Genomic DNA, 14,552 nt, shown 5'->3' on the forward strand with positions numbered 1-14,552 from the left:
ACTAACTGACTTGGAGAAGTAAAAATGTTGAAACGCTCTGTTGCAGCGGTTGCACTTTTAAGCCTTGGTGCATGTGTAACTTCTGGGGATAAAGAAGTTACAAAAGCAAATGTTCTAGATACATATGCAAATATCGCTCAAGCTAAATTTGAAGATTCTTTGACAACAGCTCAAGACCTTCAGGCTGCTATTGATGCATTGGTTGCGAACCCATCTGAAGAAACATTGGATGCAGCACGTGATGCATGGGTTGCAGCACGCGTTCCTTACCAACAATCAGAAGTATACCGTTTTGGTAACGCAGCTGTTGACGACTGGGAAGGTAAAGTTAACGCATGGCCGTTGGACGAAGGTTTGATCGATTATGTTGACGCTGGCTATGGTGTTGATTCTGATGAGAACGCTTTATACACAGCAAACGTGATTGCAAGCACAAGCTTGAAATTGGGTGGTGAAACAGTCGATACATCTGTCATTACCAAACAATTACTATCTGAAACATTGCATGAAATCGATGGTGTAGAAGCAAATGTGGCAACAGGTTATCATGCAATTGAGTTCTTGCTATGGGGCCAAGATTTGAATGGTACAGATGCTGGTGCAGGTGATCGTCCTTACACAGATTTCGATGTTGCAAATTGCACAGGCGCAAATTGTGATCGTCGTGTTCAATATTTGACAGTTTCTGCTGATCTTTTGATTGATGATTTGAAAGACGCTGTTGCAATGTGGTCTGAAGGTGGTGAGGCACGTGTTGCTTTAACATCTGACGGCGAAGATGCTGGTTTGACAAAAATCTTCACAGGCATGGGTTCACTTTCTTATGGTGAATTGGCTGGTGAACGTATCAAACTTGGTTTGATGTTGAATGACCCGGAAGAAGAGCATGATTGTTTCTCTGACAACACACATTGGTCTCACTACTACGATGCGAAAGGTATCCAAAACATCTATAACGGTTCTTACACACGTGTGAACGGTGATGTGATTTCTGGCCCTTCTGTGTCTGATTTGGTGAAGGCAACGTCTGCAGATGTTGACGCGGCTGTTCAACAAAAATTGGACGCAACAATGGGTGCGATGACAGTTATGGCTGATATGGCTGAATCTGGTATGGCATATGACCAAATGCTGGGCGAAGGCAATGCAAACGGCAATCGTATCATTCAAGATGTTGTTGATAGCTTAGTTGACCAAACAAAAACTTTCGAAGCTGCAATGGGTACACTTGGCCTGACATTGCCAGAATTTGAAGGTTCTGACAGCTTGGATAATCCATCCGCTGTATTTGAATAAGTCGACAGACTAAAAATAAAATAAGGGGGTGTGGCTTGGTCGTTCCGGGCTACACCCTTTTATGCATTTAATGCATAAAAAAGTGATTAGGATATAAATAAAGCAAATGACAAAAAAGATAATGAGTCGCAGCTTGCTTCCACTAGCATTCATTTCAGGCTTTGGATCTATTTCCCAAGCAGAAATCATCCCACCCACAGATGACTTTTCTAAACCGGAAAAAGGAGAAAAGTTTCAGGGCGGGGCAACAACACATAAAAACAAAGTGGGGCGCAACTCATTTTCTTTTTCGTCACGTAATCTTGCGTTCGAACAAGGCCTTGATTTTAAAATCGGGAATGGTTTCTTCAAACGTATCTGGGTGTCTTCACCTGCAAGTACGAAATCGGCAGATGGATTGGGGCCAATTTTCAATGCTAAATCCTGCCAGCGTTGTCATATTAAGGATGGTAGGGGCCATCCACCTGCAGGTAATTATCCTGATGATACGGCTGTGTCGATGTTTTTACGATTGTCCGTGCCGCCTGCAACGGAAGAAGAGCATGCATTGTTAGCTGCCGGTAAAACAGGTGTTATTCCTGAACCAACATATGGTGGGCAGTTACAGGATTTTTCAGTGCAAGGGGTGCCCGCTGAAGGTCGTATGCATATAGAATATGAAGAGCTGGATGTGGTGTTAGGTGACGGTACCAAAGTATCTTTGCGCAAACCAACCTATAGCGTCACCAACCTGCAATACGGTCCGATGCAAGATGGTGTTATGCTGTCACCGCGAGTAACACCTCAAATGATTGGTCTTGGTTTGCTAGAAGCAATACCGGAAGCAGATATCTTATCGCAAGTTGATGAAAATGACGCAGATGGAGATGGTATCTCTGGCAAGGCAAATTATGCGTGGGCGATGCGTGAGAGCAAGCCAAAGGTTGGTCGCTTTGGCTGGAAAGCCGGCAATGCGACTTTGTTTGATCAGGCGGTACATGCTTCAACAGGGGATCTAGGTATTTCATCCAGTTCTCAACCTGATCCTTGGGGGGATTGTACGGCAAATCAAACTCTTTGCCGTAATGCGCCGGATGGTAACAATCCAGAAAATGATGGGGTGGAAATTTCTGATGAGGCGATGGAAAAACTAGTTTTCTATACGCAGAATTTAGCACCACCGCGTCGTAAAAATATTGATGATCCAAAGGTTCTTCGTGGTAAGGAACTTTTCTATGGGGCGAATTGCATTGCTTGTCATACACCTAAATATCGCACCGGTAATAGTGCAGATTTTAAAGCGGTTAAGAACCAGTTGATCTGGCCTTATACTGATTTATTGTTACATGATATGGGCGAAGGACTTGCCGATAACCGCCCGGAAGGAAAGGCAAATGGGCAGGAGTGGAAAACACCACCTTTGTGGGGCATTGGACATACTCAAAATGTCAGTAAGCACACATTCTTCTTGCATGACGGGCGTGCACGTAATTTAACCGAAGCGATCTTGTGGCATGGGGGCGAAGCAAAAGCATCTCGTGATGTTTTTGCAAATCTTACTCAAGAAGACCGCGAAGCCATGTTGGCTTTCTTGAATTCACTTTAAGCTGGAAAATAAAATGAAGAAAACTCTGCAATTTATCACCGTTGTTTGTACAGCTTTAATAACTGGATCTGCGTTTGCCGGTCAGTTTAAAGAAACGAATGCCAATTATGTGGATCAGCATATTTTCCCGCGCACCGAAGCATTTGCAAAAGAGGCTTTTGAATTTAAAGAAACGACAATCAAGGCATGTCGGTTGACCGGGGCTCAACAACAAGAAACTTTGCAAAAAGCATTTCATGAAGTGGTGGATACATGGCAAGGGATAGAGCATCTTCGGATGGGGCCTTTATCTGATTATGATCAAATGCACCGATTGCAATTTTGGCCAGATAAACGGAATAAAGTGGGCAAAGCATTAGCTAATCTGCAGAAAAAACAAGAGGCTGGTGAACATATTGATGAGCAAAAGATTGCGTTTAGTTCTGTTGCCGGGCAAGGCTTTCCTATTTTTGAACGGATTATCTATCAGGATGGTGAGATTTCAGCAAAGCAATGTGAAATCCTTCGTGCGGTAGCGTCAAATATCTATTCAATCGCCAAGTCAGTTCACCAATCTTGGGTCGATCCAGAATATGGCTATGGTGGTGAAATGAAATTCACTTTGGCTGAGAATGAATTATATACGGATGAATTAAGCGTAACTGCAGATTTATTCACAAATTTATGGTCCGCCTTGCAATGGGTTGAAGATAATAAAATTCGATCTCCATTACGTGAAGACGTAAAGAAGGCCAAACCGCGTCGTATGGAAAACTGGCGTTCATCAAGAAGTTTTAAAAATATCTCAATTGATGTTGCTGCGTTGAAAGATAGCTATGAAACGCTACTGCAAAATCATGTGTTGAATTTAGCTGATGGTGCTCAACGCGATACGTTAATACTTGATAATTTGAATGCGGCTTCCACGATTTCTCAAGAACTTGAAAAAGTGAAAGAAGAAAGCATTAAAAGTGAGACAACATGGAATAAGATGTTGGACATGGCGGTGTATCTTAAAGAGGCTCGCGGGCAATTATTTGCCGTAGCAAAAGAGTTAAGTATCCCGGTTGGTTTTAATAGCCTAGATGGTGACTAAGGTTATTCTTCATGTTGTTTGATTACACCCGCCGAGACTTATTGAAATCTGGTATAACAGCAGGCATCGTTACACTTGCCTGGCCTAAAATCCTGCAAGCCAGAAATGACAGTGGAGGGTTATATTGGTCTGCCTTTGCAAATGCGGATAACAGTTATGGAATGGCAGTCTTTGATCTGCAAGGCGAATTCATTTTTGAAAAAGAGTTGGCTGATAGAGGGCATGGGGCTGCTGTATCTGACATATATGGGCATGTGGCTATTACGGAACGTCGTCCGGGTTGGTTCGGGCAGGTTTGGGATATCAGTGCCGATCGATTGGTTGCTGAGTTAGATCTTCCAAAGGGTCGACATTTCTATGGTCATGCCTCCTATTTGGGAAATCGTCTTTATACGACCGAAAATGCCTATGATGAAGAACGTGGTGTTATCGGCGTATGGGATGTTTCAAATGGCTATAAACGTATAGCGGAGTTTGATGCAGGTGGCATCGGTCCACATGAAATGCGCATTCTCGCAGAGGAGCGCGAAATGGTCATTGCATCTGGCGGTATCCTTACGCATCCAGAAGACGGACGTAGCAAATTAAATATTTCTGACATGACCCCTAAACTTGTTTGGCTGGATTGTAAGTCAGGTGAAATGTTACGTGAATGGGCGCCGGAAACAGAATGGCATAAAGCTTCTATCAGGCATTTGACGACGAATGTTGAAGGGGATGTGTTTTTTGGTATGCAATATCAAGGAAGCCGGAGGGAGCGTGCACCTCTTGTGGGCATAGCCCGCCGTGAGGGGGAAGTCATTATCTCAGAACTACCAGCCGACGTGCATAAGTCGACTCAAAATTACTGTGGAAGTGTTGAACTAGATTCAAGTGCCACCTTCATGGCAGCATCCACACCAAGAGGTAATAAAGTTATCTTTTTCGATGCCCGTGACGGTATGTATTTGGATCATGTTGATATAACGGATGCTTGCGGCGTTATTGCTGCTGGGAATAAATCCGGACAGTTCTTGATTTCCTCAGGGAATGGAGGATTATATTTACATAATACGCTTCAAAAGAAGACTGAATTGATTACTCAAACCAACAAGCGTTGGGATAATCATATGGTACATATTGGTTAACAATTTCTTGAATTGTTATTTTAGAGGGATCACGTTAGCTTTGCCTTAACGGTAGGGCTAAATGAAACGCATATTTTTTCTTATTTTTAATAGTTTAATTCTATTTGCCACAGCGAGCGCGGCAAATGCGCAATCTATTTTTCAAAATATAGAAGATCCTCGTCAACTTGAACAAGTTAATCAAGGACGAAAGATTTTCAACCGTGATTGGCAAGCTTTCCCAGGTGTGAATCCAAATGGAGATGGTTTGGGACCTGTTTTTAACCGTGTATCATGTTCTGGTTGTCATTTTCAGGCTGGCCGTGGACGTCCACCAGAGAGTCCAGATGAGCCTTTTACTTCGATGGTGCTGCGTTTGGGGTTTACCGATGAATTAGGCAGCCGTGCGCATATTGCTTATGGTGAACAACTTAATGATCGTTCTTTACCTAATATCCCTGCCGAGGGACGACCTAGTCTCTCATTTCGTGCAATCAATGGGCAATATGTTGATGGAGAAAGATATACCCTTCGTATGCCACAATATGATGTTAAAGATTTGGGCTTTGGACAGCTGGGTTGGGCGATACAATTTTCTGGTCGCGTTGCACAACCATTACAAGGAATAGGTCTTTTAGAGGCGATACCACAAGAAGTTATAAATGGTTGGTCTGATCCAAATGATTTGGACGACGATGGAATTTCCGGTCGTGTCGCGATGGTATTGGACCAAAGCGGTAGCATGTCGCCAGCCAGATTTGGTTGGAAAGCAGCCCAAGTAAGTTTGTTCAGCCAAACGGCACAAGCTCTGCATCAAGATATGGGATTAACATCAAGTTTACATCTTGAACAAAACTGCACATGGGAGCAACTTGCATGCCGTGCTGCGCCGAAAGAAAACGGGCCAGAAGTAAACGCCGCACAGTTAGATCAATTGGTTAGTTTTCAACGTGCTTTATCTCCAAGAAGTCAACAAAACCGTAATGAACTTGGTCGTTATCTTTTCAATGAAATTGGATGCAACAGCTGCCATATTCCAACAGTTCAGATACCTGAAGATACTTGGCCAAGATATCTTGCAGGACAGAAGATACATCCTTATTCCGATATGTTGCTTCATGATATGGGGGATGGACTTTCAGATGGTTTGTTTCAGGGTAATGCTTCTCCATCAGAATGGAGAACGGCACCGTTATGGGGTTTATCGCAACGACAGCCGCTAAGACTGTTACATGATGGCCGTGCTCGTTCAGTTGCAGAAGCTATTCTTTGGCATGATGGTGAAGCACGTATAAGTAAAGAAGCCTTTCGTCATTTACAAAAACATGAGCGTGAAGCACTTACAGATTTTGTGGAAGGTTTATGAGGTTTATGATTTGTTAGTTCGGCTTGTTCAGGCAGTCCTTCAGAGCTTCTAATAACTGTGCCACATCTATAGGTTTTGTGAGGTATTGATCGAAACCTGAACTCAGTGCTTCATTAATGCCATCCGGTGTGGCATTCGCGCTTAGAGCAATAATGGGGACATTCAAGGTTTTATCAAGCGCTTTCAAGTGACCAACAGCTTCAATACCACTCATCCCGGGTAAATTTATATCCAGAATAATAGTATCGAATTGTTCTTTTTCGGCTAAGGCGATCCCTAGTTCTGCTGTGTGAACTGAGGAGAGATGAATATCTTCAAGTTCATCAATGATATCTTCCATCAATGAAACATTCGCTGAATTGTCCTCAACATATAAGATATGCTTTTTTTCTGAGCCGAGATTGGAAAAAACTGGTGAAGGAGCTTGCGATAATATTGGGGCTTCACAACTTTCTTGATTTTCCGTGATTGGAAAGTCTACCCAGAAAATACTTCCTTTTCCTTCTGTACTTTCCACACCGATTGAACCGTTCATCTCAGAAATCAACTTTTTTGAGAGGAAAAGACCAATCCCAGTTCCGGCAATTTGCTTTGTTTCTTCCCCTAAACGACTGAACGGCTGAAAAAGTTCTGATTGTTGATCAGCAGGAATACCTTTGCCTGAATCACGTACTTGAATACGTAATGTTTTTTCATCTTGGATATGAGCAGAAACCCAAACCTCACCATTTTGGATGTTATATTTCATTGCGTTGGTGAGTAGATTTAGTAAAATTTGTTTGGCGCGAAGTGGATCTGCCCATAGATAAGGAACATCTGATGGTGTTTCGTCGTAGAATGTGACGTTTTTGTCATTGCGGATCGTTTTCATGAAAGCAAGACATTCATGGATTAGATTGCAGGTTGAGACAGCATCATAGTTAAGCGTCATTTTACCTGCTTCGATTTTGGCAAGATCTAGAACTTCATCAATTAGGCCTATTAAATGTTCTCCGCCATCAATGATAAATTTCATCTGAGTTTGTTGGCGTTCTGTGAGAGGAGTCTTTTTACTATTTTTTAATAATTGAGCAAAACCCAAGATGGAATTCAAAGGTGTACGTAATTCGTGACTCATGCTGGATAAGAATTCTGATTTTGCTTTGTTCGCTTTTTCTGCATCTCTTTTCGCACGCACCAATTGAATTTCTGATTCTTGTCGTTGCTGTTGAGTAGCTAAGAATGCATTATACCATGCAATCAATTCTGAGATCTCGTCTTTACCTGACGCTTCCATTCGACTGGATAAATCTAATTGGCCTCTTTGGTATTTTTTAAAACTCTCAGTGATGTTTCTAATTGGTGCTACAATTGTACGGGATAGATAAAGAGCGACCAAAATGACCAGCAATAAACAAACGATAATAATGAACATTATGAAGGTATTAACAGTCGACGCATGTTTGTAAAACGAACTTTCCGGTATCACACTGATAATATGCCATCCAGTCGTGCGGGATTCTATATGATTGAAGACATAAGTTTCATCCTGAATATCGGATATGACAGAGTCGATGGAATTCGTTATCCTTTGTAGCGGGATTGGTAAATCATATTGTGATCCAATCCGTGCTTTGTCGGGGTGATAGATTATTCGCTCATTTTGATCTACAATTAAAATATACCCGTCATCTCCTATTTTTGTTTTGGAAATTTGCTCAAATAAATGGTCTGCACTAAAATTAACGATAATCGTGCCAACAAGTTCAAGATTTAACGTTTCTCTGTTTATTTCTGTGATGCTGCGGACAGCGGGCAATGTGAATTGATCACGTGAATCCAAGCTAACATTGGGTTCAATACCTGGCCAAACGACCCTTGTGCGATTTGTATTACCTATATTCAATAAGCGATTTTTAACATCTTCATCGATTTGATTATTGATCAGGGAATAGCCGACATGAAAATGTGTATCTGTTTTGCTAAACAGATCAATTGATACGATTCCATCTATGTTCAAGAATCTATTTAACGTGTAACCAACACGGGCTTTTGTCGCGAGGTTGTTAAAGGAATCTATATTGTGATCAGCATTGCGAAGGGCGTCGGTAATGGTGCTTAAGCTAGCTATCTGTCCGGATAAAGCCTCAACCTGTTTGATTTGTAATTCTATCAGCTCTTCTTGATTTATAATCAAGGAATTTGTGTAGTTATCCACTTGATTTTTTAGGGCATGCGAAGAATAAAAGTATGAAGTACCTCCAACAATAAAAATCGGTAAGATACTCAGGAAAATCATATAAATAATTAATTTCCAAACGATACTTAGATTAAACACATTCATTTGAAATCCAGAAGGTTATGGCAATTAGTTTAAGTTTTCTGCATTTAGGACACGGACATCAATTAGGATCTCTTGAGATGGTGATATACCGTTGAGCATCTCAAATGCAGTTTTAACCCCCATATAACCTTGCTGAGATGGGCGTTGATCAATTGTAACCTCCATCTTGCCAGACTTGATGGCATTTTTTGCTTCTTCAATGGCATCAAAACCAGCAACCGGGATATGTAAATCATGCTCTTCTAAATACCTGATAGCACCAATAGCCATCATGTCATTTGCTGCAAATATTGCCTGAATATCAGAAGATTTTAGAAAGAAGTCATGCACCACATTATAAGCTTCATCAATTTTCCAATAAGCAGATTGAGAAGCAACAATAGTGATATTTGGATTTTCCTCAAACGCGCGTATGGCGCCTGCTTTGCGAGCTTGGGCGTTGGCAGCTGTCGGAATACCTTCCAAAATTACAACTTTGGTCGGTGTTTTAATTTTATCCGAAATGTATTTCGCTGATAAATACGCTGCTGCTTCATTATCAACGCTGATAAACGGAATTGGTTCCAGACCAAATTTTTCTGCAAAATGTTGATCAAGCTTATTATCGATGTTTACTATTTTAATACCTTGATCTTGTGCTGCTTTTAACGCAGGTAATAATTCAACAGAATCGCCTGGTGCTATAACAATAGCATCGATCTCTCCGCTACGCGTTAGTTCATGTACGATATCTATTTGCTGGTAAATAGATGTTTCTTCCGCAGCGGTTCTGACCACTAACTGAAGATTGAGTTCTTTTTCAGCTTGCCTTGCACCTTGTTCCATCGAAATGAAAAATGGATTGGTATGTGTTTTCATTACTAAGGCAATACGAGGTTTTGCTAGATTATTGGATATGTTGTCATTTGACTGATTGGACGTATCTTCGTCTTGGCATGCAGCCATGATAAGAAGAGCCATAAACAGGCTAAAATGTAGGAAGCTTTTCTTCAGATGACGGAACATCTATACCTCGGCAACTGGATTTTCGTTGTTTTATAAGTTACTCGCAGAAGAATAATAAAGATTATAATAGCCAAGATAAGGGTTCGGGTGAAGCTTATTCTTACTTTCGCTTAATAAAATATAATTAAAATTATTAAGATTGCCTTGCACTCTTAACAAACTGGTTATAAAAGTGGTTGTTAAGAATTATTCGCAAGTAATGTCGTTCTATACTTTCGACAGTTTAATAAAGGGTTTCCAGATGAAAAAAGACCTGTTGGGTTTAGGGGCTGCTATTGCAATCGCCGCTGTATCAATTGCCGGATTAATGAAGAACTCCCATGCTGCGGAAGAGGTTAATGTATATTCCTATCGCCAGCCGTTTTTGATTGATCCAATGTTTGATGCTTTCACCAAGGAAACGGGTATTGCTGTTAATGTTGTTTATGCCAAGAAGGGCTTGGAACAACGCATTAAGCAAGAAGGGCCGAATTCGCCTGCTGATTTGATTATGTCAGTGGATATTGGTCGTCTTTCTTCGATTGTGAATAAAGGTCTTACGCAGCCTGTTGAAAGTGAAATTCTGGAAACAGCAATCCCGGCCAATCTTCGTTCGACTGAAAACCAATGGTTTGCGCTGACGACACGTGCACGTATTGTTTATGCCTCTAAAGATCGTGTTCCAGAAGGTGATTTAACAACATATGAAGATTTAGCGGATCCAAAATTTAAAGGCCGTATCTGTACACGTGCAGGTAACCATTCTTACAATTTGGCTTTGATTGCTTCTATGATTGATGTTCATGGGGAAGCAAAGACAGAAGAATGGTTAAAAGGCTTAAAGGCAAATTTAGCACGTAAACCACAAGGGAATGATCGTGCGCAAGTAAAAGCGATTTGGCAAGGCGAATGCGATTTATCCATCGGTAATACCTATTATATGGGTAAAATGATGTCGGATAAGAAGCAGATCGAATGGGCGAATTCTGTTCGTATCATTTTCCCGAACCAAGAAGGTCGTGGTACACATATCAATGTTTCTGGTGTTTCCATGGCGAAATATGCGCCAAACCGTGAGAATGCTCAGAAACTAATGGAGTTTTTGGTAAGCGATAAAGCGCAAGCTTTATATGCGGAGTTAAACTTTGAATACCCGGTTAAAGAAAGTGTTGAATGGTCACCAGTTGTAAATGCATGGGGTCAATTCAAAACAGATGATATTAGCCTGGACACAATTGCCAGTTTACGTGACGAAGCATCCAAGTTGATCGATAAAGTTGGCTTCAACGAATAAACGATTAGCACTTGCATATACCTGATATAAACAGGTAAGGAGAGAGGAGAGATGATTATCTTTCCTCTTTTTGTTTAGGGATCAAATGTCTGAGACAATCGAATTGCAACCCGCGCAGCGACAAGTAAGCTTTTCCAGAAATAATCTGCGCTGGGTGATTGGGGCATTTGCAATTGCGGGGTTTGTCCTGTTGCCTGTTGTGGCCATTATCTGGCTTGCATTTAATCCCGAAGAAAATATTTGGCCTCATCTGATTAGCACAATGTTACCACGTTATGTGAGTAATACATTGATTTTGATGTTGGGGGTCGGGGCTGGAACAATTACAGGTGGGGTGATGTGTGCATGGTTTGTCACCATGTGCAATTTTCCGGGTAAGCGTATTTTCGAATGGGCGTTATTATTGCCTTTGGCTATGCCTGCTTATGTGGTGGCATATGTCTATACTGATTTATTGGAATATGCAGGGCCTGTTCAAACGAGCTTACGGTATGTTTTTGATTGGAAGCTAAAGTCCGAATATTGGTTTCCTGACATTCGAACTCATGGCGGTGCGATCGCTATGCTTTCACTCGTATTGTATCCTTATGTTTATATGCTTACGCGGGCTGCTTTCTTGCAACAATCAGTATGTGTTCTGGAAGCTGGTCGTGTGTTGGGACGCAGCCCATGGGTTTGCTTTTGGTCTGTTGCACTTCCGTTAGCGCGTCCGGCTTTGGTTGTCGGGACAGCCTTAGCCATGATGGAAACCTTGAATGATTTTGGGACGATTGATTTCTTTGCCGTACATACCTTAACCGCAGGTATTTTCGATGTCTGGCTAAATATGAGTAATATTGGGGGAGCGGCTCAAATTGCTCTGGTGATGTTACTTTTCGTGATCGGTCTGCTTTGGATTGAACGAGCATCACGTAAAGGGCAGAAATATCATAGCACGACAACACGATATAAAGCTTTACCCGGTTATCAGCTACAGGGATGGCATAAATATTTTGCGATTGTGGCGTGTTCAAGTCCGATCCTGTTCGGATTTCTTATACCTGCGGGTACCCTAGCTTTTTATGCCGCACGTCGCTTTGAAGAAAGCTGGACGTCAGAGTTCTTTGGATATGCTTTAAATTCCTTATTCCTAAGTTCTTCTGCAGCCATGTTGGTGATTGTCGTTGGTGTATTTATGGCTTATGCAGTGCGTTTGTCTGGACAGAAGAGTTTGAAAACAGCGACACGGTTGGCAAGTGTCGGTTATGCAATGCCGGGAGCCGTGTTAGCGATCGGTGTGTTGATTCCATTTGCCGGATTTGACAATTTCTTGGATGGACAAATGCGTAGCCTATTTAATGTCTCTACAGGGTTGTTGTTATCAGGAACGGTGATTGCAATTATTTTTGCATATACGGTACGGTTTTTAACCGTCGGTATGGGCGGGGTTGAAACCGGACTGGCGAAGGTAACTCCAAATATGGATGATGCTTCGCGCATGTTGGGTGAGGGGCCTTTAGGGACACTGCGCCGGGTGCATTTCCCACTTATCCGTGGCGGATTGTTAGGTGGCGCCATTCTAGTCTTTGTGGATAGCATGAAGGAACTACCTGCAACTTTGATTTTACGCCCGTTTAACTATGATACATTAGCGACCTATGTATATCAGTTTGCTTCTGATGAATTATTGGAAGAATGCGCATTAGGTGCCCTTACCATTGTGATTGCAGGCATATTGCCTGTGATCCTGCTCAGCCGTTCAATCCGAGCCTCTAGACCCGGACATGAACAAAGTTAGGTCCGTTTAGTTATCACCCTCAAATTGTGGTAAACCATCAGTGATTTCATAATAATCCGCTTTGTCTTTTACGAAGATATGGGATGTTGCTTTTAGTCCCGTTGGTAAGTCTAGGCTACCAGCTAGAATTGCGGTATAGGTGCCTTCGTCCGGTTTCCAGAATAAAGTACTACCACATTGATCGCAAAAACCCCGGCTGGCTGTGTCACTAGCACGAAACCACTTTAGGCCGCCATCTGCCACAAATTCCAATTCATCATTTTCACATGCTGTGGCCGCAAAATAATGTCCGGTTGTTTTTCGACATTGACCACAATGACAATAGGTAACATCGCGTAAATGACCTGTAATTTCAAAACGCACGGCCCCACACAGGCAGCCTCCTTCATGGGTTTCAACTTCAGCCATGTTTTACTCCCTCATTTTATGTTTTTCGGAGTTTAAGCAAAAAAAGAGGCCGAGGGAAATAAATTCCATCGGCCTATTGCATTTATCAGATGGGAGGCATCTGATTGCATTTGGGAGCTTGATTTATGCTGCTTTCATAAACTTTTCTTCGGCAAGACGATCTGCTGCTTCAAATGGTTGAGTATTTGTTGCGCGTGCTTTTGCATAGATTTCGCGCAATGTATCTCCAATACGACCGACATGTTCCATCGCTGTATCACGGCTAGAACCTTCAAGTTGATGATAAAGATAAATCACACCACCAGCATTGATTACATAATCTGGCGCGTAAAGGATGTCTTTCTCAACAAGCATCGCACCATGGCGTTCCTCTGCGAGTTGGTTATTTGCAGCACCAGCAACCACCTTGGCTTTCAAGCGTGAAATTGTGTCGTCATTCAAAGTGGCACCTAATGCGCAAGGAACATAGACATCAACATCTTGATCATAAATGGCATCCGGGTTAACGGCAGTTGCACCTAACTCTGCTTGTGCTTTGCGAATACTGTCATCGTGGATATCTGTCACACAAAGGGAGGCACCCGCTTCTTTTAACTGACGTGCAACATCGTAACCTACATGACCAAGACCTTGAACAGCGACTTTCACATTATCCAGATTATTTTTCCCAAGACGTTCAAGTACAGTTGCTTGAATACCTTTAAACACACCATAAGCTGTTCCGGGAGATGGATCTCCTGCGCGTTCAACTGTTCCTAATACGTGATCTGTATGCTTTGCTATATAGCCCATATCTTCAGGGCTGGTACCCACATCTTCAGCAATACGATAGGTGCCGTTTAGGCGATCGACAAAACGACCCATAGCTTCAAACATTTCTGGTGTCTTATCTTTACGGGCATCGCCAATAATGACCGATTTACCACCGCCCCATGGCAGGCCTGCTAGCGCATTCTTATAAGTCATACCGCGGGCAAGTCGTAAGGCATCTGTAATCGCTTCTTCTTCGGTCGCATAATCCCACATACGACATCCTCCAAGCGCACCCCCAAGATTTGTGTTGTGAATCGCGATAATTGCTTTTAGGCCTGACGCTTCATCATGGCAAAAAACTACATTTTCGTGATTATCAAAATGGGGTGAGGTAAATACAGACATCGATCTATCCTTCGCATTTGTGGTTAAGGATAGCGTCTTTTTTACCCAACTGCAGAAGCCATCCCGTCATTAATTCATTTATTCTTAGATCAGCTTTTATGCTGAATTTAATATTAGATATTTCTACTTTGAAATATTATTTCAATAAATATACTTGTATATATGAGTAGCTCAAAGGGG

At 42.1% G+C, this 14,552-nt stretch carries 11 protein-coding genes; 7 read left to right on the forward strand and 4 right to left on the reverse strand.

Annotated features, from left to right (window positions below):
- Nucleotides 1–24: 24 nt before the first annotated feature.
- The 5 genes from ACOQOA_RS13590 to ACOQOA_RS13610 all read left to right on the forward strand — a co-directional run bounded on the left by ACOQOA_RS13590 (nucleotide 25) and on the right by ACOQOA_RS13610 (nucleotide 6,428).
- Entirely contained in the window at nucleotides 25–1,296 is a 1,272-nt protein-coding gene (locus tag ACOQOA_RS13590; protein ID WP_420549158.1) for an imelysin family protein, read from the forward strand.
- Nucleotides 1,297–1,402: 106 nt separating this feature from the next.
- A complete protein-coding gene (locus ACOQOA_RS13595) occupies nucleotides 1,403–2,881 on the forward strand; it encodes a di-heme oxidoredictase family protein (protein WP_420549159.1) in 1,479 nt (492 codons plus the stop codon).
- A gap of 13 nt (nucleotides 2,882–2,894) precedes the next feature.
- Nucleotides 2,895–3,956, forward strand: coding sequence for an imelysin family protein (locus ACOQOA_RS13600; RefSeq protein WP_420549160.1), 1,062 nt, complete (start codon nucleotides 2,895–2,897; stop codon nucleotides 3,954–3,956).
- 11 nt (nucleotides 3,957–3,967) lie between these two features.
- Nucleotides 3,968–5,083, forward strand: coding sequence for a DUF1513 domain-containing protein (locus ACOQOA_RS13605; RefSeq protein ID WP_420549161.1), 1,116 nt, complete (start codon nucleotides 3,968–3,970; stop codon nucleotides 5,081–5,083).
- Between the two features lie 61 nt (nucleotides 5,084–5,144).
- Nucleotides 5,145–6,428: a di-heme oxidoredictase family protein gene (locus tag ACOQOA_RS13610; RefSeq protein WP_420549162.1), complete on the forward strand. Its 1,284-nt coding sequence runs from the start codon at nucleotides 5,145–5,147 to the stop codon at nucleotides 6,426–6,428.
- Between the two features lie 13 nt (nucleotides 6,429–6,441).
- Here ACOQOA_RS13610 and ACOQOA_RS13615 read toward each other — a convergent pair whose 3' ends face one another.
- Both ACOQOA_RS13615 and ACOQOA_RS13620 read right to left on the reverse strand, forming a co-directional pair.
- Nucleotides 6,442–8,751, reverse strand: coding sequence for an ATP-binding protein (locus ACOQOA_RS13615; RefSeq protein ID WP_420549163.1), 2,310 nt, complete (start codon nucleotides 8,749–8,751; stop codon nucleotides 6,442–6,444).
- Nucleotides 8,752–8,775: 24 nt separating this feature from the next.
- Nucleotides 8,776–9,756 carry a substrate-binding domain-containing protein gene (locus ACOQOA_RS13620; protein ID WP_420549164.1) on the reverse strand — a complete coding sequence of 327 codons (981 nt, stop codon included), beginning with the start codon at nucleotides 9,754–9,756 and terminating at the stop codon, nucleotides 8,776–8,778.
- A gap of 241 nt (nucleotides 9,757–9,997) precedes the next feature.
- On the opposite strand from ACOQOA_RS13620, the gene ACOQOA_RS13625 reads away from it, so the two are divergent.
- Entirely contained in the window at nucleotides 9,998–11,029 is a 1,032-nt protein-coding gene (locus ACOQOA_RS13625) for a Fe(3+) ABC transporter substrate-binding protein (RefSeq protein WP_420549165.1), read from the forward strand.
- A gap of 85 nt (nucleotides 11,030–11,114) precedes the next feature.
- Complete coding sequence (locus tag ACOQOA_RS13630; RefSeq protein ID WP_420549166.1) at nucleotides 11,115–12,806, forward strand: ABC transporter permease; 1,692 nt, start codon at nucleotides 11,115–11,117, stop codon at nucleotides 12,804–12,806.
- A gap of 6 nt (nucleotides 12,807–12,812) precedes the next feature.
- Here the strand turns inward: ACOQOA_RS13630 and ACOQOA_RS13635 are convergent, their stop codons facing one another.
- Together ACOQOA_RS13635 and ACOQOA_RS13640 are read right to left on the reverse strand one after the other, a co-directional pair.
- The gene (locus ACOQOA_RS13635; protein WP_420549167.1) at nucleotides 12,813–13,214 is read right to left on the reverse strand and encodes a GFA family protein; all 402 of its coding nucleotides are present in this window, start codon (nucleotides 13,212–13,214) and stop codon (nucleotides 12,813–12,815) included.
- 123 nt (nucleotides 13,215–13,337) lie between these two features.
- Nucleotides 13,338–14,372: a Leu/Phe/Val dehydrogenase gene (locus ACOQOA_RS13640; protein WP_420549168.1), complete on the reverse strand. Its 1,035-nt coding sequence runs from the start codon at nucleotides 14,370–14,372 to the stop codon at nucleotides 13,338–13,340.
- Between the last annotated feature and the right edge of the window lie 180 nt (nucleotides 14,373–14,552).

It is taken from the genome of Curvivirga sp., from assembly GCF_965219885.1.
Taxonomy (GTDB): domain Bacteria; phylum Pseudomonadota; class Alphaproteobacteria; order UBA8366; family Aestuariispiraceae; genus Curvivirga.